Origin of the sequence: Kushneria indalinina DSM 14324 (assembly GCF_003385845.1) — a bacterium.
GTDB lineage: Bacteria > Pseudomonadota > Gammaproteobacteria > Pseudomonadales > Halomonadaceae > Kushneria > Kushneria indalinina.
In genome coordinates, this window is record NZ_QRDJ01000007.1 from 862963 (window position 1) to 886252 (window position 23290).

Genomic DNA, 23290 nt, shown 5'->3' on the forward strand with positions numbered 1-23290 from the left:
CTCAATCATTGCAGGAGGCAACATGAAAGCGACATGGATAGCACCCTTTGTTCTGGCACTGGCCACGACTCCGGCACTGGCCGGCGAGCAGGCAGGTTCCACCGGGCAGGTCAGTAACAGTACCAGCATGTCCTCTCAGCAGGGGGGTGGCGACGCCAGCCAGACAGGCCAGCAGGGTGGCGATCATGGCACCAGCGGTCAGTCCGGCAGCATGACCGGTAAAATGGAGCAGAAAGCAGGCGAAAAGGCCGGCCAGGAAATTGACAGGCATACGTCCAATTCCGGCAGCATGACCCAAAAGGCCGGCGAGAAGGCCAAACAGGGCATCGATAACCGTACCGGTTCCAACACCGCCGGCAACAGCGGCACGGGGACATCCGGTAGCGGTGGCAGTAACACCACCGCACAGTAATCCGCCGCTCTCGGCCCCGGGTGGATCGGGGCCAATGCCGGTAACCATGACGCCCCTGCCCTGCGGCAGGGGCGTTTTTTGATCGCGGGTATTGATTCCGGCTGAAGACCGCGGGCCAGACAGGCGGTCCTTGTGCCAGGCTTGGCTGTCAGATATCAGGGCAGTCCAGTAGACGGGCCCGTGCAATGAACGAAGGGATCCCCATGGCTGGCAGCCTGCAGCATCAAAAACAGCGTCTCGGTAATCGGCTTGCCGACATGATGGATCACCCAGGTGCCATCTGGCTGCTGTTTGTGGCCTCGATGCTTGAAACCCTGATCGTGCCGATTCCGATCGAAACCGTGCTGATCCCCTGGATGGTGCTGCGCCCCGAGCGTCGCTGGCAGCTGGCCCTGGTGGCGCTGGCGGGCAATCTGCTGGCGGCGGCCATCGGCTACGGGCTGGGGGTCTGGGCGATGGGGTATTTTGGCGATCAGTTGATCGGGCTTTTCGGCGGTCAGCAGGCGTTTAATGATTTCGACCAGCGCTTCAGTGACAACGGCTTTCTGGCCGTGCTCTCCATCGGCGTGATTCCCATCCCGTTTCAGATTGCCATGCTGGTGGCCGGTAGTACCGGCTACTCCCTTGTGCTGTTCATGTTGGCCGCGATGCTGGCCCGCGGCGCGCGCTATTTCGGCTTGGCGCTTTTGGTACACTTTTTTGGTGATCGGGCGCTCAGGCTCTGGAAGCGTCATGAGCGGACCATGCTGGTGCTGCTGATCGTCGCGGTGGCGGGCTATCTGATTTACAAGGGGATCAATCTGATGGGCGGCGGTAGCGCAGGCTAGCCGCCGCCCCTGATGCCGTTTCCTACCAGTTCATGTTCCAGCCCAGCGAGAAGGTGCGTCCGCGGCCCTGAAACTCGTAGAGTTCTTCGGGGCCGAAGTCGGGCGAATAGAAGATCGCCGCGCGCTGCCCCCAGACGGTGGCGTACTGTTTGTCCAGCAGATTGTCGATGCCGGCCGTGAAGGTGCCGTAGCCGTCGGTGCGCTGGCGGGCGATCAGATCAAACGTCGTGAAGCCGTTGATCTCGTTGTCGCCGGCCGCGCCCAGATCACTGGCATCGTCGGAAAGATCGAAGGCGTGATTGCCCTGCAGACGCAGTGAGCGGTCATTGCCGGCCCATTCCACAAAGGCCGTGGCGCTGGACAGCGAGGCGTAGCGCGCATCGCGCTTGTGCCAGCTGCCGTCATCGTCGAGCTGTTCGGAGCGGGTCAGATGGGCGGTGCCGCCGACTTCCCAGTGATCCCCGATATAACGCGACGTGGCCGCCTCGAGGCCGTAGTCGCGGCGCTTGTCATCGATGATGCTGGTGCCCAGCTGCTCGTCATTGTCCAGCGCCCGGTCCGACCAGGCGTAATACAGCGCCACCTGGCTGTTCCAGGTGCGGCTGCGATAGCCCCAGCCCAGCTCGACCTGATCGGTCTGGATGCCGTCGACCGGATTGCTGCCGATATCGAACTGCGCATCGTCATACACCCCACCAATGTTGGGCAGTTCAAAGCCCTGGCTATAGTTCGACCAGAAGCGGTGGCCGCTGTCGTACTCCTGCACCACCCCCAAGTTATAGAGGGTGTTGCTGTAGCTGTTGCTACCGCCATCGTTTATGTCATCGCCTACGGCGAAAGCATCCACATCCACATCGGCATGCTCCTGGCGCACGCCGCCCTGCACTTTCAACCGCTCGGTGACCTGCCACTCAAGCTGAGCGAAGCCGGCAAGGCCATCGACCGAGTAATCCGGATAGCGCGGCCCAATGCTTGCTGTATCAAGCTGCAGTCCACCTGAGGCGGCCACCGTTGCGGGATCGAAAAAGGCCTGGTTGGAAGTAAAGCGCTCATGGTAGTAGTCGATGCCGTAGGTCAGCTCGAGATCATCGCGCAGAGCCGTTGAAAACAGGGCCTTGGCGCCACCCAGGTCGGTATTTTGCTGCGAGGCGCGAAACTCGCCACTGGGATAGGGGAAGGCCCCGAAGTTGCTCTCTTCTTCGCGATAGTACGCCTGAAAATAGAAATCCTGCCCCAGCAGATCGCCGTGGTGGTAGTTGGCATTGTAGAGCTGGCGTTCGGTGCCCGGGTCGCGGTCGGCGCTGTAATTGCCGCGGATGTCGGCGTTGTCCAGGCGGCCTTCGGTAAGCTCGGGAAAGAAGACGCCGCGCTCGCCCTCAAAGCCCGAGTCGTAGTGCTGGCCCAGAAGCGACAGGCTCTGATCCTTGGCCAGGTCGATATCCACACGGCCCATCACATCGATGGCGCGGTTGTCCTGCAGATCGGTCTGGGCCAGGTCCGGAAAGATCTCTCGGTTGTCGCCATCGTAAAAGCGCCCGTTCTCTTCATAGGCCACGCTCAACCGGCCGCGCACGCGCTCGCTGCCGCCGGCCACCGACTGGGCCACGCGCCGGTCAAAATCGCGATGGTTGTTGAACCCGGAAGTGGCGCCGACCCGCGTTTCAAAATGCGGCCCGCCCGCCTCGGGTGTTTTGGTCACGATGTTGATGGTGCCGCCGGTGGCGTTGCCGCCATACAGGCTGTTGGCCCCGGAGAGCACCTCGACGCGCTCGATATTGAACGGATCGATCGAGTCGAACTGGCGCGACAGCCCGCGGGAGCTGGTCATCGACACGCCGTCGATCAGAATCTGGGGGCTGCGCCCGCGCAGGTTCTGGCCGTACTCGGTGCGCCCTTCCGGGGCGAAATCGAGCCCCGGAATCAGCTTGCCCAGCATGGTCTTGAGATCCTCCCCGGCCTGGGTGCGGCGTTCGATCTGCTCGCGATCGATGAGCCAGACGGCGCCGGGAATCTGGTCGGGCGAGGCAGGCGTGCGCGATCCGACCACCACCATCTCCTCCTGTGATTCAAGTGCCGTGGCCTCGGTGGCCTGGCGGGTGGTGGTCGTTGTGGTGGCAGGCGCAGGCGCCTCGGCCGTGGCCGTCATCGGGGTCAGCAGCAGGCTGGCCGTCATCGCCATCGTCGTGACGACATGGGGTTGATAAGGCATCCGGGTTCCCGTGATCTCGTTGTTATGCGATTTATTGAGAATGCTTCTTGTTCATGACGAGACGCTACCCCGGGGGCGGGCGGGACGACAACCCGACCGGGTCGATAGCAGGGCGGCCTTCAGTTTGGCCCTGGCATGGCAGATGCGCTCGCCGGATCAGGGGAGCCGTGATGCAAAAAAGCCACCCCGGGAGGTGGCTTTCTGATGCTGGCCATGACGGCCGGCGCTATGTGACAGGCCGATTTAGCCGATGTCGTCCCGGCCAAGCACAATCAGACGATTGGGCAGCTCGTTGCGCTCGTGGGTGGCGGGCACATGGGTTGTCAGCAGTTTGCCGCAGGCCTCGACACAGTCGAGAAAGCCCTGCTTGGTCTGACCCGCGCGTACCTTTTGGGTAAAGTCGGCCACGATATCGGCCCAGACCGCGTTGTCCAGCCGGCGGGAGATGCCCTCATCCACCAGAATTTCGACATAGCGTTCGGCTTCCGAGACGAAGATCAGCATGCCGGTGCCCTCCTGCGTATGGTGCAGGTTCTGCTCGAGAAACTGCCGCCGGGCCAGGTTGGCGGCGCGCCAGTAGCGCACGTGTTGCGGAATCAGGCGCGTGGTGATGCCGGGCAGGCGAAAGACCACTGCCAGCACCGCAAACAGGACCCACTGCGTCAGCAGCAGGGTCCAGCCACCCAGCCATGTGGCAGCATCGAACCAGCCGGCGATGACGGCCAGCGCCCCAGGTAAGATCAGGGCGACAAGCCCCGCCCACAGCAGCGGGATATAGGCGTAGTCGTCTGCCCGTTCGGCCAGCACCGTGACGATCTCGGCATCGGTGTCGCGCTCGACGCGGGCGATCGCCTCGCCCACCTCGCGCTGTTCGCTCTCTTTTAGTAATGACATACCGCGTTATCCCTTTAGAGTCGTTACCAGCCGCCGGAGGCACCGCCGCCGCCGAAGCCGCCGCCACCGCCGCTGAAGCCACCGCCGCCGCCGAGACCGCCACCAGAACGGCCACCGCCGCCCAGCATGCCGCCCAGCAGCATGCCGCCCAGCAGGCCACCGCCACCGCGACCACCGCCGCGAACGATCATCAAGACGATGAACATCAGAATCGACAGCCAGATGCCGGCGCCGCCAAGCTCATTGGACTCACCGGAGCCGCGTTCGCTGCGCTGCTCGCTCTGCGCCAGCGGGTCGCCGCCGAGCACCTGGATCATGGCCTGGCTGCCCTCGACGATCCCGCGAGCGAAGTCGCCGTCGCTGAAGGCGGGCGTGATGACCTGGTTGATGATGGTGGAAGACTGCGCATCGGTGAGGCGTCCTTCAAGGCCGTAGCCGACCTCGATGCGTACCTGGCGCTCATCGAGGGCCACGATCAAAAGGGCGCCGTTGTCCTCGCCTTCCTGGCCGATGCCCCATTCGCGGCCCAGCTGATAGCCGTACTGCTCGATGGTCTCGCCGCCCAGATCGGGCAGGGTGACCACCACCACCTGTTCGCCGGTGGCCTCTTCATGGGCGGCCAGCGTGTCGGAGAGCTGCGTCTGGGTGGACGCATCGAGCAGCTCGGCGTTGTCCACCACGCGCCCGGTCAGCTCGGGGAAGTCGGGTGCGGCCTGTACGGCTGCCGTGCACAGCAGCAGTAAAAAACCGACGGTGAGCGAGCGTGTCAGTCGCATCAGGAAATCACCTGTTGTTTTAGAAATTTACCTGCGGGGCCTGGTCTGCGTTTTCGGCAGTGGCCTCGAAGTTTTCGCGAATCGGCAGGTCGCTGTACATGATCTTGTGCCAGATGCTGCCAGGGAAGGTACGAATCTCGGTGTTGTAGGCCTCGACCGCCTGAATGAAGTCGCGACGGGCCACCGCAATCCGGTTTTCCGTGCCTTCAAGCTGGGACTGCAGCGCCAGGAAGTTCTGGTTCGACTTGAGCTCCGGGTAGCGCTCCGATACCGCCATCAGGCGGCTCAGGGCACCGCTCAGCTCGCCCTGTGCCTGCTGAAAGCGCTGAAACTGTTCGGGATTGTTGAGCGTACTGTCATCGACCTGTATCGAGGTCGCCTTCGAGCGCGCCTCGATGACCGCCGTCAGCGTCTCCTGCTCCTGGTTGGCAAAGCCCTTCACCGTCTCGACCAGGTTCGGGACCAGGTCGGCGCGGCGCTGGTACTGGTTTTCGACCTGAGACCAGGCGGATTTCACCTTCTCATCCAGCGTCGGGATGTTGTTGATGCCACAGCCGGACAGGGCCAGACACAGGCACAAAAGCGCCAGACACTGCCAGTAGACGGGGCGCAGGCCGGCGCGGGAGGAGGAAGAGCGGTTGCAATACATGGGCATGATTCGGGGTCTCGAACGAACGGACTTTGAGCGTTGGCAGGCGATCGTGGTGATGTCCTGCCCTTTGAGTCAGTCTACAGGTCACTGACCGGTTGTGGGTGAATTTGATGGGTGTCATCAGTCGCTTCTTAAGGATCAATGTCGCGGCCCGGGCAGGGTGCATTCAAGCAGTATCCTGACTGAGCCGGTATCAGTCCGGGCGCCCACGTTCTGTCAGGACGTCCTCGATCAGGGTGATGAAATCGGCAAATGCCGGGTGGGTCAGACTGGGTGAACGATGGACTTCAAGGGTCGCTGGCGGTATTGCCGGCAGCCCCTCGGCGGCGCCCAGTATTTTCCAGCCGTCAGGGAGCCAGCGTCGATCCACCAGGGTAACGGTTTGTGCCTGATTGACGATGACGCGCAGCCCGCTGGGGCTCTGACTGGTCGCATCGATCTGCCAGTCGCGACCAAGGCCTGCAAGAGCGGTGAGCGCGCGGCGGCGATAGATGCACTGTTCGGGGAACAGCGCCAGTGGAATCGGTTTTGCGGGATCAAGCCTGAAGTTCTGATGCGCCGCCCAGACGACCTCTTCAGTGGCAATGGCCCGGCCACTGCTTTCAGGCGTGTGTCGTACGGCCAGCACAATGTCCAGAAAACCGCGCTCGAGCTGTTCCAGAAGCTCTGTCGACATACGACAGTGAATGTGGACCTGCACCTGCGGATGCTGTTCGCCGAAACGGGCCAGCAGCGCCGTCAGCCAGGCATCGGCATAGTCCTCGGGCAGCCCGAAACGCAGGGTTACGGGGCGTGACCGGCCCAGCGCCGCAAGTGCTTCCTGCTGAAGCTGCAGGAGTCGGCGGGCATAGACCAGAAAGGTTTCGCCTTCACTGGTCAGTCGAACCAGACGACTGTTGCGCTCGATAAGCACGGTTCCCAGTCGTGATTCCAGCGTACGAATACGCAGACTGATGGTGGACTGGGTCCTGTGCAGATGCTGCGCCGCTGCAGTGAATCCACCGCTGTCGACAACGGTGACAAAGGCAATCAGCAGGTCGCTGTCCAGCGCGGTCAACGCTGCACTATCGGTATGGCCGATGGCTGCCATTGAAATGACTCGTTTTACTGATGGATCGATCCTGCGCAGCATACTGCATCCCTGAATTCGTTCGATACCGTGTCATCGCCACCAGACGATGCGGTTTTCGCTGAACGCTGGAGCAGATTCATGACGCAGACGCTGATTCCCCATATCGACCTGACGCCCCTGCTGGACAACGGTCCGACGCGGGACGAGACCGTGGCGGCCATTGTTGAGGCGGCCAGCCATTCCGGTTTCATGACGGTCGGCGTGGCGCCGCAGCAGCTGCACCTGCCGGATGACATTCATGCTCGGCTGCTGCGCTTTTTTGAGCTCGAGGCGCGTGGCAGGCAGCGTCTGGCGCGCCACAAGTTCGAACCCGGCAATCGCAATGTCTATCGCGGCTATTTCCCGCCGCAGGATGAAGATCCGACATGGAAGGAGGGGATCGATCTGGGGCCGGATGTTGCCCATCCGGAGCGTGCCGATGCGGCCAGCGGCGACCCGCTGCGTGAGCCGACACCGCAGCCGCTGGAGAGTGCGCTGCCTGGCTGGTCGGCGGATGTCGCCGGGTATTACCGGGGCATGGAGCGGCTGGGTCGGGTGATCGCTGAAGCGCTGGCCGAGGGGCTTGGTATGCCTCGCAAGCAATTGCTCGAGCCGTTTGATGCCGGCAATTCCACTCTGCGTCTGATTCACTATCCCCGGCGTACGCCCGATGCGCTGGCATCGATGCCGGCCATCGACGGTGAAGGCGACGCCCGACGCTGGCTGGTCGGCGTGCCGCATTTTGACAACGGCTTCATTACGCTGTTGTGGCAGGACCGGGTAGGCGGGCTGCAGGTGCGTACGCCCGATGGCAACTGGGAGGAAGTTGTGCCGCGTGATAACGCGCTGGTGGTCAATTTTGGCCGGCTGCTGTCGGACTGGTCCGATGGGCGCATCCAGGCCACCGAACACCGTATCGTTGGCGGCACCCGTTCACGACACTCGATCCCGTTTTTCTTCGAGCCGGCCGTCGATGCCCATATTCAGACCCTGGAGGGTGTCGATGGAGACGGCTATGTCTATGGAGATCGGCTCTGGGCGCGGATGCTGGAATTCGTCGAATTTCAGGGGCTTGAACGCACACCCACCGCACCGACGTAGAGCGTTGATACCGGCGCCTGTCAGGCGCCTGCCAACGCTTGCCGCTCCCTGACGTGGCACGATCCCGCAACGTTGCGATTCTTTCGGGCTGCCCCCGGGCACTGTGATTGCCACCGCCCGGTGCGGCGTCCCTGCCTGATGATATCGATTATAAAAGGTGTGCCATGACCGCCGGTACGGCGGCGTTGCGACCTGTCCGGTCGATGGCTCATGAATAATATAAAATGGGAGTATTGTGGATGTTGAAACGCATTGATTGGCCGACGTTTATCGGTGCTTTCGTATTGCTGCTGTCCGTGGCGGTGCCTCTGGTTCTTTTCCCCGAGGCCGGCGCGCGCTGGGTATTGACCGCCAAAAACGTGGTCACCGAACAGCTGGGGGTGCTGTATCTGCTGCTGGGCGTGGTGGCCATGGGGTTCATGGTGTATGTCGTTTTCAGCAATCTGGGCCAGATCAAGCTTGGCGAGGCCGACGAGCGGGCCGAGTTCCGGACCTGGTCGTGGGCGGCCATGCTGTTTTGTGGCGGGATCGGGGCCAGCATTCTCTACTGGTCGGTGATCGAATGGATGTATTACATCCAGAGCCCGCCGTTTGAAGTCGAACCCATGTCAAACGAGGCGGCGCGCTGGGCGTCGACCTACGGCATCTTCCACTGGGGGATCGTGACCTGGTCGATCTATCTGATCCCCTCGCTGCCGATGGCCTACTTCCTGCATGTGCGCAAGCGAAGCGTATTGAAAGTCAGTCAGGCAATGTTGCCCGTACTGGGCGAGAAACTCGCCAACGGCTGGCTGGGCAAGCTGATCGATATTCTTTTCATCTTCGGCCTGATGGCGGGCACCGCGACCACGCTCGGTCTGGCGGCGCCGTTGATCAATGAAGGCGCTCACCAGATGTTTGGCGTGCCGCTGGGTGTCGGACCGCAGCTGATCGTGCTGCTGATCTGTACGGCGATATTTGGCTGGAGTGCTTGGTCGGGGCTCAAAAAGGGCATCAAGATCCTGTCCGACATCAATCTGTGGCTGGCCATCGGTCTGCTTATTTTCGTATTCGTGCTCGGGCCGACGCTGTTCATGGCCAATACCGGGCTGGATGCCATCGGACGGATGCTTTCCAACCTGATCCGCATGGCGACATGGACCGAGCCCTTTGGCGGCATCGACGGATTTCCCGACTCCAGTTTTCCACAGGACTGGACCATGTTCTATTGGGCCTGGTGGCTGGTGTTCTCGCCGACCATGGGGTTTTTCGTGGCCCGTATTTCACGCGGGCGCACCGTGCGCCAGATGGTCGCCGGCGGTATCTTTTTCGGCAGTCTCGGGTGTGCGGCCTTTTTCATCACGCTGGGTAACTTCGGTCTCTACATGCAGATGACCGGCCAGCTCGATGCCGTCTCCATCCTCAACGACCAGGGGCCGACGGCAGCCATGTTTGCCGTCCTCCACGAACTGCCCATGGCCTGGATCGCCATCGCCGCCTTCACCCTGCTGGCCATTTTGTTTACGGCCACAAGCTTTGACTCCACGTCCTACATTCTGGCTGCCGCCGTGGAAACGACAATGGAAGGGGGCGAGCCGATGCGCTGGAACCGCCTGTTCTGGGCCCTCTCACTGTCGATTCTCCCGGCGGTACTGATGTGGCTGGGCGGTCTGGAAACACTGCAGACGGCCAGTGTCGTGGGCGGCCTGCCGCTGTTGCCGATTGCCGTGCTGCTGATGGTGTCCTTTGTGCGCGCGGCCAAGTACGACCTGCGCTATCAACCGGATTACAGCGACCCCGAAATCAGCATCGAAGCGTTCCCGCGTCACGACCCCTGGACCCAAAAGGGCAACTGGAGCAATACGGGGGATGATACGACCGGGCGCTGATGGCACCGAATGGCCAGCCACCCGACCAAAGCAGCACCTTGAAACAGGGTGAACACTCCCGGCGCGCTCTATGCTCAGAGCTGGCATGACTCATTGGAGCACACTGTCATGAAAGCATCGCAGATCGCATCGTGGGGGCTGACCCTGGCGCTGGTGCCCATGCTGGCGCTGGCCTCGTCGCAGCCGGGGGAGGACAATCTGTCCTCCCCATCCATGGAAACGTCCGGGCAGAATACCGGCGGCATGTCCCGTCAGGGCGGCGCCAGCGGCATGCAGGACCAGAGCGGCAGTATGCAGGGGGATCGCCAGCAGCAGCTTCGCGACTCCCATGAAGCCTCTTCCGTGACCGACAGCACGCAGCGCCAGCGCCAAAAAGACGGCGCCGGCACCATGAACGATGATCACACCCTCCGCACAGAGCAGAGCACCAGCGATATTCAGGACCAGCGCACTCAGGACGACACCGCGCCGTAAATCATCAGGTGAGCTGGTTGATAGGCCCGCCTTACGCCAGAGGCAGGCCTGTCTGTCGAGTGTCCGGCCACGGTCTACCGGCGTGCAAGCGCCCGGCGATTCAGCCCCATCACACCCAGTGCCATCAGTATCACGGGCACCAGCAGCCAGAGGTTGAGCTGCTGCCAGCCAAGCCAGGCATTGAGAGGCCCCGCCGCCAGTGCCGAAAGCGTCACGAGGCTGAACACTACGCAGTCGTTGAGCGCCTGCACCCTGGGCGCCTCCTCGGGCCGGTGCGCGGTGGTCAGCCAGGCGCTGGCGGGCACGAAGGTGAAGTTCCAGCCCAGGCCCAGCAGTACCAGCCCCACGCCAAAGGCAGAAAGTGCCGGCGTCAACAGCGCGCAGGCCACGCTCAGCGCCAGCAGGGCCGCCCCGGTCACGATCATGGTGAGATGGCCAAAGCGCCGGATTAGGTGACCGGTGACAAAGGAGGGCGCGAACATGGCCAGCACATGCATGCTGATCACCCAGGTCGTGGCCTCGAAATCATGGCCGTGATGGGTCATCGCCAGCGGTGTGGCGGTCATGGCCAGATTCATCACCGTATAGCCCAGCGCCGCGGCCAGAATCGCGGCCGCCAGCCTCGGCCGTCGTAACAGCGCGGTCAGTGATGTCGGCGCGGCCCGGGTGCCCCGAGCAACCGGATCGGTCAGGGCGAGGTTGGCCACAATGATAAGCGCGACAAGATACAGACCGGCAAGCCCCAGCAGTGTGCCCAGAAAGGGCGTTGGCAATAGATTGCGGGAGACGCCGGCAAGCCAGGGGCCGAACAGCGCTGCCAGCACCCCACCGGCCATCACCATCGACAGGGCGCGGTCACGCTGGGTGGGCGCTGCATCCACCGCGGCGAAACGATAGAGCATGCCGGCACCAACGCTGGCGCCGATGGCAAAGGCGCCGAGATTGAAACCGGCAAAGCTCTCACTTACCAGCGACTGCGCCGCCAGACCAATGCCGCCCAGTCCCACCAGATTGGCCACCATGAAGGTGTGCCGCCGCCCGAAGCGCGCCGTCAGCCAGCCGGCGGGCAGGGTGGCGCAGGTCGTACCCAGCATCTGGGCGGCCACCGGCAGAGTGATCCAGCCGTCACCCGGGGCCAGCCGCGCGCCGATTAGCGGGTTGATGGTGATCAGCATGATATTGCCGCTGACCAGCAGCGCCTGACACAGCGCCAGCCACCAGACCGTGACGGGCAGCCGGGTGGATTCGGGTCGTGCTGTCATGGGGTCACTCCCGGGCCAAAGCGCGCCCGATAAAGAGAGGGCGGCAGCCCGAAATGACGCTGAAAGAGACGACGCATCTGCTCGCCACCACCCAGGCGACAGTGCTCGGCGATCAGGGCGGTTGAGGTGTCACTTTCCAGCAGCAGGCGCCGGGCGGCCTCCAGCCGCAGTCGGGTCAGAAAGGCGCCCGGCGTCATCGCCAGTTCCTGACGAAACAGTCGCGCCAGATGGCGTGGGGTGACCGCCATTGTCTCGGCCATGGTATCGATTCGCCAGTCGGCGAGGGGCTCGGCGGTGACGCGATCCACCAGCCGGCGCAGCCGCCCCTGGCGGGTCATCTGCGCCTTCAATCCTTCGCTGAACTGCGCCTGACTGCCCGGGCGATGCAGAAACATCACCAGTTCCCGGGCAACCTCTCCTGCCAGGACCAGCCCATGATCCTTTGCCAGCAGCGAGAGAGCCAGGTCGATACCCGCCGTCACGCCGGCGCTGGTGTAGATGCCACCGCTTTCCAGATAAAGGGCATCCGGCTCGACCTGTACCTTCGGGAATTGCAGCGCCAGCGCCTCGGCATGGCGCCAGTGGGTGGTGGCGCGGCGGCCATCAAGCAATCCGGCGCACGCCAGGGCAAAGGCGCCGGAGCAGATCGCGCCCACGCGCGGGGTGGTCGCGGCGCGCTGTGCAATGGCTTCGATGGTTTTCGCCTCAAGGTCATGCACGCCCGAACCGCCGGCGACCAGCAGCGTATCGCCGGGTGGGGTCGTGGCCAGCGCATGGGTGGCCTGCAGTGTCATGCCACTATTGGTGGTGACAGGGCCTGGCGATTCTGCCAGCAGGCGCAGCTGATAAAAGGCCTTGCCGGCCAGCTCATTGGCCGAGGCAAATACCTGCCAGGGGCCGCTGGCATCCAGCAGCTGGCAGTTCGGGTAGACCAGTAGATCCAGGGTATGAGACATCGCCGACTTCTCGTAGAGAGATAGCACGAGTCTGCGACCGGTTGGCGATGTCGGCAACGACCCGTTGCCCACCGATTCGGACATTAATGGTCAATCGTTGCGTTCAGGGCCTGTCTGGCCGCTCAGCCACCCGGCGCGCCCCTCGTCCCAGCCGGCAGTCATAAACCCTTCATGCACCGCCTGGCGTGTGGCGTCATCCTTGTGCTGCGCGGCCTTGTGCTTGCCGGCCAGGCGCTCGATATGAAACTCGATGCCCACAATGGCCCGGCACATACCATCGATGTACGCCGCTGGCGCGTCATCGATCGACCAGGGAGCGGTTTGATCGCTCTCAAATCGGTCGGTCAGCTCGGCGACATGCGAGCGCAGCCAGTCGGTGTCCTCGATAAAGCGCAGCGTGCCGTGCGCCTGGATGCTCAGGTAGTGCCAGGTGGGCACCACCCGGCCATGCTCGCGTTTGGCCGGATACCAGTTCGGCGTGATGTAACTGTCCGGTCCATGGAACAGTGCCATGGCGTGGTCGGGAGGTTGCTGACAGAGCGGATTGGCACGGGCGACATGACCTTCGAGAACGCCGTGCTCACCCCGGCAGGCGTTGAGCAGCAGGGGCAGCGGGTTGGCATCGATTCCGGCGCTCGAGACGGTGACGAGTGTGGCGAACGGATAGCGCCGCATCAGGGCGTGCTGCGCTTCGAGGCTTTCCATTTGAAAGTGGCGGGGCAGGTACATGGCTTATTCCTCCTGCAGTACACGCGCGGTCAGCCTCGACAGTGCCTGTTGCTGGCGTCCCTGAGCATCAAAATTATCCGGTGCCAGCCACTGCCTGTGTGCGCAGGCAATGGCTGGCCACTCATGGTCGAGCAGGGCAAACCAGCTCGTATCGCGATTACGCCCCTGCACGACCCGGTGCTGTCGAAACAGACCTTCAAAACGGAAACCAAGCCTTCGGGCGGCGCGTCGGGACGGCGCATTGAGCGCGTCACATTTCCACGCCATGCGGCGATAGCCCAGCGTAAAAGCGTGATCGATCAGCAGATGCAGCGCCTCGGTGGCCATTCGAGTGCCCGCCATTTTTGTGGAAAAGCTCAGATGGCCCAGTTCGATCGTGCCGTGCTCGGGAGTAATGTTGAGCCAGGCGGCCACGCCCAGTGCTCGGTCACTGTCTTGATCCACAAGCGCCATGAACATCGGGTCGCGTAACACTGCCTGATGCTCAAGCCATCGCAGACAGCTTTTTCGATCGTCAAACGGGCGCCCGCCGAGATAGATCCAGCGCGAGGCGCCATCCGCCTGCCAGGCATCAAACAGCGCCTCGCCATGGGCTGCCACATTCAACGGTTCTACACGGCAGTCGCGTCCCTCAAGAGGGGTACGCTCAAACGGATTCGGTGGCTGCCAGTTGCTGATCCACTCACCCACCGGGGCGGTCTCGGGTTCGGTGGGCGCCGTCATGAGCGTGTCGCCGGCAGGGTCAGCATATAGGTGTCGAAATCGTCACTCTTCTGCCAGCCCAGCGATTCATACAGCGCCTTTGCGGCATGGTTGTGGGTCTGAGTGCGCAGCATCAGTGAGGTGACGCCCTGCTCACGGGCCAGGTTGGCGGCGGCCTGCATCAGTGCTCGGCCGATACCACGCCCACGCGCATGTGGCGCCACGAACAGGTCATTGAGCAGCCAGCGAGAAGAGAGACTCACGGTGGAGAACACCGGGTAGAGCTGCACGAAGCCGTCCGGGCCGTGGCCGGTGTCGTGCACCAGCAGACAGGAATCGCCGTGCTCAAGACGCTCATAAAGAAAGGTGCGACAGGCCGCCTCGTCACTGCCCTGTTGATAAAACATTCGATAACCGTCCAGCAGTACAGTCAGGGCATCGAGGTCATTGAGTGTGGCAGGTCGAATGGCGGACATGGTGACTCCAGCGGTGGGTGACGTGCTGTCATCGTGACCGCATACTGGTTCTTCCATAAGGTCCAGTTTCAGGAAAATCAGGAGAACCGGTTGAGCCGACGTGCGCGCGCATCATGGGTCATCGAGGCACTGGCCATTCGCCTGTCACAGGACCGTGAACCGGGGCTGAGTCAGGTGCTGTATAGCGCCTTGCGCGGCTGGATCGAGACCGGCGAACTTGCCGCCGGTGAGGCGCTGCCGTCTTCCCGACACATGGCGCGTGAGCTGGGCATCGCGCGCAACACGGCACTGGCCGCATTGGACCGGCTCGCGGCGGAAGGCCTGGTGGTCACCCGCCCCGGTGCGGGGCTGTCCGTGGCCCGGCTGGCGCTTGCCGAGGCGGTACATCAGGCGCCGGGGGCGCGGCGGGAGGCGGGTCTTTCCTGCCGGGGCGATCGCCTGCTGGCGGCCTGCGCCCCTTCAGGCGGTGGCCACCGGGCCTTCGCCCCCGGCATTCCGGCGCTGGATCTCTTTCCCCGCGCGCAGTGGCAGCGCCTGCTGTGCCGCCATCAGCAGCGCGCCCCCGAATCCTGGCTGGCCTATCAGGCCGAGGGCGGAGTGGCGGCGCTGAAAATCGCGCTGTGTGACTATCTTCGCCTGTCGCGGTCGGTGCGCTGCACGCCGGATCAGATTCTGATCACTCAGGGGGCGCAGCAGGGCTTTGAGCTGATCGCGCGGCTGCTGGCCGACCCCGGTGACCGTGCCTGGATCGAGGAGCCCGGTTATGGCGGAGCGAAAGTGGCGCTAACGGCGGCGGGGCTGTCGCTGGTGCCAGTGCCGGTCGATGCAGACGGCATCGATCCACAGCGTGCTCCCAACGGATCGACGCCAAAGCTGATTTACGTCACACCCTCGCATCAATATCCATGTGGGGTGACGCTGAGCCTGGCGCGGCGGCTGGCGCTTCTGGAAACGGCGCGGGCGCAGGGCGCCTGGATCATCGAGGATGATTACGATAGCGAGTTTCGCTACAGCTCACCGCCGCTGGCCTCGCTACAGGGGCTGGTGGATCATGCCCCGGTCATCTATGTGGGCACCTTCAGCAAGGTGCTCTATCCGGGACTGCGGCTCGGGTATCTGGTGCTGCCATCGGAGCTGGTCGAGCCCTTTCAACGCGCCAACGCCAGGCTCAACCGGGAGGGGCAGTATGTGGCCCAGGCGGCACTGGGCGAGTTTATCGAGCAGGGGCATTTTTCCCGTCATGTGGCGCGCATGCGGCGGGCGTATCGCACTCGTCAGGCGGCGCTGCGTGAGGCGCTAAAGCCCGCGACCGTTGAGGGGCTCACGCTCTCCGACGGCCATGCCGGCATGCATCTGCTGGCCGGGCTTGATAATTCGCTACAGGAAAAAGCGCTGGTCGAGGCAGGCCACGCCCAGGGCATTCAGCTCTCGCCGCTGTCGCGTTATTTTACGGGGCCGAAACTGCAGGCCGGGCTGGTACTGGGCTATGCTGGTAGTCATGAGCAGGAGATCGCCCGGGCCGGTGACTGGCTGGCGCAGGCGTGGCGACGTCTTTAATGCTCGGTTTTTCAGCGTTAGGGGAGAGCATTATGGCCGGCGGCTGGACACGAGATGGCGCAGTACAGGATCAGATTGACGATACCGTGGAAGAGGGCGTGGCGCGGGCGCGCAGCCATCTGGTTCACCAGGGCGAGAGCCTGACGCACTGCGAAGAGTGCGAGGCGCCCATTCCCGAGCGTCGGCGCGAGCTGGTCCCCGGCGTTCGACTGTGTGTGAATTGCCAGGCCGAAGAGGATCGCCATACCAGCCGGACGTCAGGCTTTAACCGGCGCGGCAGCAAGGACAGTCAGCTGCGCTGACGGGGAATTTCATCAAGAGACCGGGCCGGCGTGCCCGGTTTTTTTATGCCTTACGCTTTTTGCTTATTTCGAGCATAAGGGCGTCGCGCTATGCTGGCGTCTCATCATCAAGCGCGAGGGAACGAGATGGCCACGTCACGCTGGGTCGGCATCATGGCACTGTTGATCATGATCGCTGTTGTGGTGCCCTTTACGCTGCTGTCGCAGGTGCATGCCTGGTATGGCAGCTTTCTGCTCTGGAGCGTGATGGGCGTGTTGGTCATCGCGATCAATGCGCGGGTCACGCGTCACTTTCGAGCATCAGACAGGCACGGCCGGGGCGACCGGCATGAGTGAGTCGTTGATCTGGAGCGCGGTGGGGCTTTATCTGGTGGTGTCGCTTGTCGTGGCGTGGCGCTCGCGGCAGGGGCAGGGCACCGGCATGGCCGACTATTTTCTTGGCAATCGCCAGATGGGCGGGGTGGTCTCGGCGCTGAGCTACAGCGCGACCACCTACAGCGCCTTCATGATGGTGGGGCTGGCAGGACTCACCTACGCCGGCGGCGTGGGGGCGCTGGGCTTCGAGATTCTCTACTTTGCCGGGGTGTCGCTGGTGGCGGTCTTTGGCCCGCGCTTCTGGGCGGTGGGAGGCCACTTCGGCTTTGTCACGCCGGCGGAGATGCTGGGGCATCGCTACGAGAGCCGCGGCGTAAGCATTGCGGTGACGCTGGCCAGCTGTCTGTTTCTGATTCCCTATGCCTCGGTGCAGCTGGCAGGCGTGGGCTATCTGCTCTCCGGCATGAGCGGTGGCGCCGTGTCGTTTACGACCGGTGTGGTCGTGGCCACGATTCTGGCAATTCTCTTCTCGCGCATTGCCGGCATGCGCTCGGTGGCCTGGACCGATTCGCTGCAGGCCCTTTTCATGATCGTGGCCTCGACGCTGGTGGCGCTTTTGGTCGTGCATGAACTGGGCGGGTTCGGCGTGCTCTTTGACCGGCTGGCCCGTGAGCATCCGCAGTCGCTGGTGGTGCCGGGCAATGGCGTGTTCAGCCTGGTCAACTTTCTGGGGCTGACCCTGCCGTGGTTCTTTTTCAGCCTTTCCAACCCCCAGGTCAGCCAGCGCCTGTTCATGCCGAAGGATCTCTGTGCCATGCGGCGCATGCTGCTGGGCTTTCTGGTGTTCGGCCTGGTTTACACGCTGGTGTCGGTGCTGTGGGGCTTTTCGGCGCTGGTCGCCTTTCCGACGCTTGAAAGTGCCGATCTCGCCACGCCGACGCTTCTGGCCTCAAACCACGTGCCGCCGGTGCTGGGCGTAATCGTGATGGTGGGCATTCTGGCCGCGGCGGTGTCGACGATTGATTCCATCATGCTGACGCTGGCCTCGATGATCGCGCGCGATATCCGGGCACCTTCAACGGGAGGGGCTGGGGAAGAGGCCGGCGAGCAGGCCCAGCTCAGGCTGGGCAAATGGGTCATGCCGGTGATTGCGCTGATCGCGCTGGGCTTTGCCGAGCTGCGCCTGGATCTGATTGCGGTGCTGTCGGTGGCCTCCTCCAGCGGGCTGGTGGTGGCGGTGCCCGCCATTGTGGGCGCGTTTTTCTGGTCTCGCGCCACGGCGAGCGGGGCGCTGGTCAGCATTGTGGTCACCGGCGCATTGGTGTTGGCCAGTTTTGTCACCGGCATCAAACCGCTGGGGCTGCCGCCGGGGCTCTGGGGGTTGCCACTCGCAGCGCTTTTATACGTCGCGACAAGCCTGGTGACCCGGCCGCCCCGCCACGCCGCGCATTTCATGCAGATTGCCGCCCGGCAGGGGAGAACTTGATGCCTCTCATGACAGTAGACCGCGCCACCAACGACAGCACCGCCCGAAGGCGGCGCTGTGGAGTCAGACGCTATCCAATCCGTTAATAAGGCGGGGTGAATCAGGCGACCAGACGGGTGCGGATCAGGCGCGTGACCAGCCAGGCGCGCAGCTGGGACAGCTCGTCGGCGCAGAACTCGTTGCCCATGGCATGTGCGTGGTAGTCGACGCTGTAGCCCATGCGGGTGAATTGATCGGCGCGCTGACGGGCGGCGGCTTCACCCACGACCGGGTCCTGACGACCGTGGTGCATGGTGATCAGCAGGTGCCGGTTGGCGTTATGAGTATTGGACGGCATCGTGCCCAGTGCGGTGGAGAGCATCATCAGCCCGCCCAGTCCCTTGCGATAGCCCAGTGCGGTGTGGGCGGCGATATCCGCGCCCTGACCGAAGCCGCCCAGAATGATGCGGCTGGCATCGATGCCGTCGGCCAGCGCGCTGTCGATGCGCATCTCGACCTGACGCACGGCGTCGATCATCTGCTGCTGGGCATGGCCGCCGGCGATCTCGCCGGGGGCGGCGTCATACCAGGCGCTGGCGCGTGCGCCTTCGCGGCATTCCAGCTGGCGAATCGGGGCACCCGGCAGCACGAAGCGGACCGCGCTGTTGGCCGGTAGGTTCAGGGCATGAAACAGCGGTTCGAAGTCATAACCACTGCCCCCCTGGCCGTGCAGGAAGATAACGCAGGCATCCGCCGGACGGCCGCTGGCGGGTTCGATGATCGAGGACTGGGCAAAGGACATGTCGACACCTTGAGAGACGATGAAAGCGATGTCCCAAGGATGACGGTGATGAGGCGCCCTTTCCGTGCCGCAAAAGGCGATCAGCCCCGCCGGCGCCGTGTTTAAGCAAGCCGGCATGGCAGGCATGGCCCCGGTCATCTAGGGCGCTCATACGATCGGCTCAGAGAGTCGGGCCCGTGACATCGTTTCGGTTGGCCTGTCTTACCAGCAGGGTTTCTCTTTTAAGCTGGTGATAGTCGGGGCGCAGCGCGCTGCGGTTGGTCAGAGCAAGCGGGCCCTGTGCAACGCCTTCGTGTTCGCCGGCGACTGCCGTCAGCTCGCCATCCACCGACACGATCATCGAGCCGCCGGTGAACTCGAAGGTCTCGCCGGCGCCCGTCTGATTGACGTAGACATGGGGCCGGGTGTTCTCGACCGCCCGCGCCATGGCAAACAGATGGTGGTCCATGCCAAAGGGCGTCATATTGGCCGAGATGGTCACCAGTGCTTCGGCGCCCGCCTGTGACAGGGCGCGCGCCACCTCAGGAAACTCCACATCGAAGCAGATCATCAATCCGAGGCGGTGCCCGTCGATGTCGACGGTAATTAGCTCGTCGCCGGGGACAAAAGCGTCGATCTCATCGCCGAACAGATGCGTTTTGCGATAGATGCCGGCCACTTCGCCGTGGCGATTGATGCAGAAGGCCGAGTTGGCGATACCGCCGCGATAATGCTCGGCGGCGCCAAAAATCACGGCGGTTTCGCACCACGCGGCGTGGTCGCAGAGCTGTTTCAGTGCGGTGCTTTCGACATCGATGGCCTGTGCCGCGGGTGTGCGCGTGGTATAGCCGCCCAAAAAGAGCTCTGGGAAGACCACCAGGTCTGCCTCGCGATGCGCTTCCATGATCTGCCTCATGCGAACCAGATTGGCCCCCGCGTCGTTAACAACGGGGACAAGCTGCGCCAGCGCCACCTGTAAAATGGGGACCGTCATGATCATTGCTCCTGAGTTTGATCGGGCTGGTCGAGCTGCATGCGCGGCGGCGGTTGCCTGAACCCGCGTGTGAGCACGGCCAGCCAGAGAACGCCCAGCGCCAGCCAGATGCCGCCAATAAGACGTGCGTCGATATCAAGGCTCATCAACAGATAGAAATTGACGATGGCCCCGGCCAGCGGCAGGACGACCCAGCCGAGTATCGCGCCAATGCCCCGGCCCGGACGATGGCGCCGGTAGTGCATGATGGTGCTGATGTTGACCAGTATGAAAGCACTGAAAGCCCCGAAGTTGATAAACGAGGCCGAGGTGGTGACGTCCATGAACAGCCCGACCAGCCCGGTCAGACCGATCAGCACGATGCCGACCACCGGTGTTTTGTAGCGCGGCGAGAGATGGCTCAAGGATTTCGGCAACACGCCATCCCGGCCCATGGTGAAAAGAAGCCGTGAGGCGCCGGCCTGTATCGCCAGACCGCAGGCAAACTGGCCGATGATCAGACCGGCCAGCACGATGGCAGCAAACAGGTGACCACCCACGAGCCGCGCAAGCTCCAGAGCCGCGGAGTCCACGTTGGCAAACTCCGTTCCCGGATGGACCAGCTGCGCCACCCAGGCCACGCCGACAAACAACACGCCGAAAAATGCCACCACGATCAACATCGCGCGCGGAATGGTGCGCCGTGGGTCATGGGTTTCCTCGGTCAAAAGCGTCAGACCGTCAAAACCGATGAAGGAGTAGGCCGCGACCGCGGCCGCCGTGGCCAGCGCCGCAAACGTCGTGCCCTGATTGAAAAAGGGCGACAGCAGTGTGGCGCCGGTATCGTGGCCGGCAAAATGCGATAGGCTCAGCGCCACGAAAATGGCGATGACCAGCAGCTGAAAGGCGACCAGCAGGTAGTTGGCCTTCGCCGCCACCCGAATACCGATGATGTTGAGCAACGTCGTGGGCACGATAAAGGCGATGATCCACGCGCCCAGTGGCACGGCCGGAAACTGCTCGGCCAGATAGGCCGCCCCGATCAGCCAGACCACCAGCGGGATAAAGAAATAATCCAGCAGGATCAGCCAGCCGGTCAGAAATCCCAGTCGGGGCCCCATCTCCATGCCCACATAGGTATAGGCAGAGCCGGCACTTTTATAGTGCACCGACGCCATGCGCCCATAACTCCAGGCCGTGAATATCATCGCCAGAAGCGTGATCAGGTAGGCGGTAGGCGCCGTGCCATTGGAGAGTTCGATGATGATGCCGATGGTGGCCAGCGCGATCAGCGGCGTGACCCAGGCCACGCCAATGACGACCACGGAAGAAAGGTTCAGCGTACGTTCCAGCGTTCTGGTCGATGAGGATGTATTAGTCATGGCGCCTCCGAACGGGTCGATGTGATCGATTGTTGTGGTATTCGATACTGCCGATGCGCTATTCGGGCCGTGCGGCAAACATTCCCTGCATGATGCGGTCGCTGTGCGCGCGGCCGTAACGCTTCAGCGCGAAGGCGTACATCACAAGCCCCAGCAGCATCCAGCCACCGAAGATGGCCCATTCAATGGCGATCAGTGCCGAAGGGCTGCCCGGCAGATACAGACAGACCATGCCCAGCGACAAAACGGCCGCTAGAACGCCCACCGGCATGCCGGCGCTGACGCGAAAGGGGCGCGGCATGTCGGGCGCACGACGGCGCAGAATCACAAACGACAGTGCCACCATCAGATAGGCCATAACGATGCCCAGCCCGCCGGCATTGACCAGCCATACCAGCGCCGGGCGTCCCAGCAGGGGGGCGGCGATCGACAGCAGGACGATCAGGATGATGGCGTTGACGGGCGTTTTGTAGCGAGGATGCAAATGACCCAGAAAGGCCGGCAGCATGCCAGCGTGGGCGAGGGCATAGATGGCACGGGAGCCGCCGATATACATTGCGTTCCAGCTGGTAATGATGCCGGCGATACCCGCCAGGATCATCAGTTTGCTGGCCCAGGTACTATCAAACACGGCCGCCATGGCATCGGGCACCGACAGCGAGCTCTGTTCGAGCGCCGGCTGATCGAGCATCAGGGACGTGCCTAAAATGATCAGCGAATACCAGGCCACGGCCATCAGGACCCCGATGACCATGACCCGGCCGATGTTGCGCGCCGGAAGATTGATCTCCTCGGCCGCCTGGGGGATGACGTCAAAGCCCACGAACAAAAAGGGCACCATGACCAGAACCGCCATGATGCCGCCGACGATACCGCCTTCGTCGTGATTGAACAGCGGCGTCATGTTGGCGCCCTCGCCGGTGAAAAGCGCCCCGGTCACGAACAACACGCCGGCCGCCAGGATCAGGCCGGTGACCAGCTTTTGCAGCAGCGCCGCCGTCGAGATACCGACGAAGTTGATCAGCATCATGACGATCGAGCCGACCACGCCCACCGCGACCCAGCTGGCATTGACGTCCCAGCCGGCAACGGTCCAGAGATAGCCGACGCTGTAGTGGGGCACGAGCTGTTCCACGACGGTCGGCAGAGCCACTGCTTCGAAGGCCACCACGCTCATGTAGCCCAGCACAATGCTCCAGGTGCAGACAAACGAGGCGAAATGCCCCATCGCTCGATAGCTGTAGACGTGCTCGCCGCCAACGCGGGGCATGGCCGCGGCCAGCTCGGCATAGGTCAGACCGACCAGCAGCACAGCGGTGCCCCCGATCAGAAACGCGATGATGGCGCCGAGACTGCCGGCATTGAGAATCGCGGTGCCGGTCAGAACGATCCAGCCCCAGCCGATCATGGCACCAAACACCAGCGCCAGCACATCCGTGCGGGCCAGTACGCGAACAAACTCGGATTTATGCGATGGGGGTTGCATGGTGGCACTCCTGCAGACGGCTGTTGTTATTGGTGTTGTGATGTTCGGATGGTAACGGCTGTTACTAGTGCAGCGATTCGGGCAACTGCATCCGCGCCCTGAGAAACAGGTTTTCCTCGCCGGTTATCCGGTCGAGCACCATCAATCGCTGCCGATTGTTTTTATGAGCCAGCAGCAGCATAAAAGGGTGGTAGACGGTATCGAGGTACTCACTGCTGATCGAGATAGGCTGCGTGAGAAATCGAAAGCGTTGCTCAAGCAGCGCGCGGCGAGCGATGTCAGGTGCTTCATGAGAGGAGAGTTCGGGCGTCAGCACGATGCCTTCGCTGATATCCTCCAACACCAAGTCGACGCGTTCACTGGCGGTGCGTATGTGCGGCTGTAGAGTGTCGATCAGCCACGTGCCGCACTGTCGCTGGTATCGAAAAAAGCGGCGAATGTCTATCGCCATGGCGACGCGGTGGACAGGCACATAAAGCGGGGCCGATTTCAGTACGTGCCAGCGCTTGAGGCAGCGTTTTTCAAGCTGAGCGGCATCGAAGTACGATCTGATCACGCGGCCATGGCATACCATCGTCAT

The 23290-nt window shown here is 63.0% G+C and carries 24 protein-coding genes; 9 read left to right on the plus strand and 15 right to left on the minus strand.

Annotated elements, in window-relative coordinates:
- Positions 1-22: 22 nt before the first annotated feature.
- Both C8D72_RS10580 and C8D72_RS10585 read left to right on the plus strand, forming a co-directional pair.
- On the plus strand, positions 23-412 hold the full coding sequence (locus tag C8D72_RS10580; protein WP_115854361.1) for a hypothetical protein: 390 nt from the start codon (positions 23-25) through the stop codon (positions 410-412).
- 203 nt (positions 413-615) lie between these two features.
- Positions 616-1239 carry a YqaA family protein gene (locus C8D72_RS10585; RefSeq protein WP_115854362.1) on the plus strand — a complete coding sequence of 208 codons (624 nt, stop codon included), beginning with the start codon at positions 616-618 and terminating at the stop codon, positions 1237-1239.
- Positions 1240-1261: 22 nt separating this feature from the next.
- Here the strand turns inward: C8D72_RS10585 and C8D72_RS10590 are convergent, their stop codons facing one another.
- From C8D72_RS10590 to C8D72_RS10610, 5 genes are all read right to left on the minus strand, one after another.
- On the minus strand, positions 1262-3448 hold the full coding sequence (locus C8D72_RS10590; RefSeq protein WP_115854363.1) for a TonB-dependent receptor: 2187 nt from the start codon (positions 3446-3448) through the stop codon (positions 1262-1264).
- 243 nt (positions 3449-3691) lie between these two features.
- The gene (locus tag C8D72_RS10595) at positions 3692-4342 is read right to left on the minus strand and encodes a TPM domain-containing protein (protein ID WP_115854364.1); all 651 of its coding nucleotides are present in this window, start codon (positions 4340-4342) and stop codon (positions 3692-3694) included.
- A gap of 23 nt (positions 4343-4365) precedes the next feature.
- Positions 4366-5118 (minus strand): TPM domain-containing protein, encoded by a 753-nt coding sequence (locus tag C8D72_RS10600; RefSeq protein WP_115854365.1) that lies wholly within the window; start codon positions 5116-5118, stop codon positions 4366-4368.
- A gap of 19 nt (positions 5119-5137) precedes the next feature.
- Complete coding sequence (locus tag C8D72_RS10605; RefSeq protein ID WP_245955224.1) at positions 5138-5773, minus strand: LemA family protein; 636 nt, start codon at positions 5771-5773, stop codon at positions 5138-5140.
- A gap of 190 nt (positions 5774-5963) precedes the next feature.
- A complete protein-coding gene (locus tag C8D72_RS10610; RefSeq protein ID WP_115854367.1) occupies positions 5964-6860 on the minus strand; it encodes a LysR family transcriptional regulator in 897 nt (298 codons plus the stop codon).
- 120 nt (positions 6861-6980) lie between these two features.
- On the opposite strand from C8D72_RS10610, the gene C8D72_RS10615 reads away from it, so the two are divergent.
- The 3 genes from C8D72_RS10615 (at position 6981) to C8D72_RS10625 (ending at position 10324) form a co-directional block, all read left to right on the plus strand.
- A complete protein-coding gene (locus C8D72_RS10615; RefSeq protein WP_115854368.1) occupies positions 6981-7982 on the plus strand; it encodes a 2OG-Fe(II) oxygenase family protein in 1002 nt (333 codons plus the stop codon).
- A 239-nt stretch (positions 7983-8221) separates the two neighbouring features.
- Positions 8222-9850 carry a BCCT family transporter gene (locus tag C8D72_RS10620; protein ID WP_211308831.1) on the plus strand — a complete coding sequence of 543 codons (1629 nt, stop codon included), beginning with the start codon at positions 8222-8224 and terminating at the stop codon, positions 9848-9850.
- A 108-nt stretch (positions 9851-9958) separates the two neighbouring features.
- Positions 9959-10324, plus strand: coding sequence for a hypothetical protein (locus tag C8D72_RS10625; RefSeq protein WP_115854370.1), 366 nt, complete (start codon positions 9959-9961; stop codon positions 10322-10324).
- Positions 10325-10398: 74 nt separating this feature from the next.
- Here the strand turns inward: C8D72_RS10625 and C8D72_RS10630 are convergent, their stop codons facing one another.
- The 5 genes from C8D72_RS10630 to C8D72_RS10650 form a co-directional block, all read right to left on the minus strand.
- A complete protein-coding gene (locus C8D72_RS10630; RefSeq protein WP_245955225.1) occupies positions 10399-11586 on the minus strand; it encodes an MFS transporter in 1188 nt (395 codons plus the stop codon).
- A complete protein-coding gene (locus C8D72_RS10635) occupies positions 11583-12542 on the minus strand; it encodes a GlxA family transcriptional regulator (RefSeq protein WP_115854371.1) in 960 nt (319 codons plus the stop codon). Before C8D72_RS10635 ends, C8D72_RS10630 begins: the two co-directional genes overlap by 4 nt.
- Before the next feature lie 90 nt (positions 12543-12632).
- Positions 12633-13271, minus strand: coding sequence for an FMN-binding negative transcriptional regulator (locus C8D72_RS10640; RefSeq protein ID WP_115854372.1), 639 nt, complete (start codon positions 13269-13271; stop codon positions 12633-12635).
- Between the two features lie 3 nt (positions 13272-13274).
- Entirely contained in the window at positions 13275-13994 is a 720-nt protein-coding gene (locus C8D72_RS10645) for a GNAT family N-acetyltransferase (protein WP_115854373.1), read from the minus strand.
- Positions 13991-14449 carry a GNAT family N-acetyltransferase gene (locus tag C8D72_RS10650; protein ID WP_115854374.1) on the minus strand — a complete coding sequence of 153 codons (459 nt, stop codon included), beginning with the start codon at positions 14447-14449 and terminating at the stop codon, positions 13991-13993. Before C8D72_RS10650 ends, C8D72_RS10645 begins: the two co-directional genes overlap by 4 nt.
- 90 nt (positions 14450-14539) lie before the next feature.
- Between C8D72_RS10650 and pdxR the strand changes: the two genes are divergently transcribed.
- The 4 genes from pdxR (at position 14540) to C8D72_RS10670 (ending at position 18109) form a co-directional block, all read left to right on the plus strand.
- The gene (pdxR, locus tag C8D72_RS10655) at positions 14540-16006 is read left to right on the plus strand and encodes a MocR-like pyridoxine biosynthesis transcription factor PdxR (protein WP_115854375.1); all 1467 of its coding nucleotides are present in this window, start codon (positions 14540-14542) and stop codon (positions 16004-16006) included.
- 32 nt (positions 16007-16038) lie between these two features.
- A complete protein-coding gene (locus C8D72_RS10660; protein ID WP_115854376.1) occupies positions 16039-16308 on the plus strand; it encodes a DksA/TraR family C4-type zinc finger protein in 270 nt (89 codons plus the stop codon).
- A gap of 126 nt (positions 16309-16434) precedes the next feature.
- Positions 16435-16644, plus strand: a complete 210-nt coding sequence (locus C8D72_RS10665) for a hypothetical protein (protein ID WP_115854502.1) — start codon at positions 16435-16437, stop codon at positions 16642-16644.
- A complete protein-coding gene (locus C8D72_RS10670; RefSeq protein ID WP_115854377.1) occupies positions 16637-18109 on the plus strand; it encodes a sodium:solute symporter family protein in 1473 nt (490 codons plus the stop codon). The genes C8D72_RS10665 and C8D72_RS10670 overlap by 8 nt, the downstream gene beginning before the upstream one ends.
- A 100-nt stretch (positions 18110-18209) precedes the next feature.
- Here C8D72_RS10670 and C8D72_RS10675 read toward each other — a convergent pair whose 3' ends face one another.
- From C8D72_RS10675 to C8D72_RS10695, 5 genes are all read right to left on the minus strand, one after another.
- The gene (locus C8D72_RS10675; protein ID WP_170140569.1) at positions 18210-18890 is read right to left on the minus strand and encodes an alpha/beta hydrolase; all 681 of its coding nucleotides are present in this window, start codon (positions 18888-18890) and stop codon (positions 18210-18212) included.
- Between the two features lie 160 nt (positions 18891-19050).
- Positions 19051-19863, minus strand: coding sequence for a carbon-nitrogen hydrolase family protein (locus C8D72_RS10680; protein ID WP_170140570.1), 813 nt, complete (start codon positions 19861-19863; stop codon positions 19051-19053).
- A 2-nt stretch (positions 19864-19865) separates the two neighbouring features.
- Positions 19866-21224 carry an APC family permease gene (locus tag C8D72_RS10685; RefSeq protein ID WP_115854380.1) on the minus strand — a complete coding sequence of 453 codons (1359 nt, stop codon included), beginning with the start codon at positions 21222-21224 and terminating at the stop codon, positions 19866-19868.
- Positions 21225-21282: 58 nt separating this feature from the next.
- Complete coding sequence (locus tag C8D72_RS10690; protein WP_115854381.1) at positions 21283-22710, minus strand: APC family permease; 1428 nt, start codon at positions 22708-22710, stop codon at positions 21283-21285.
- A gap of 64 nt (positions 22711-22774) precedes the next feature.
- Positions 22775-23290 carry a hypothetical protein gene (locus C8D72_RS10695; RefSeq protein WP_115854382.1) on the minus strand — a complete coding sequence of 172 codons (516 nt, stop codon included), beginning with the start codon at positions 23288-23290 and terminating at the stop codon, positions 22775-22777.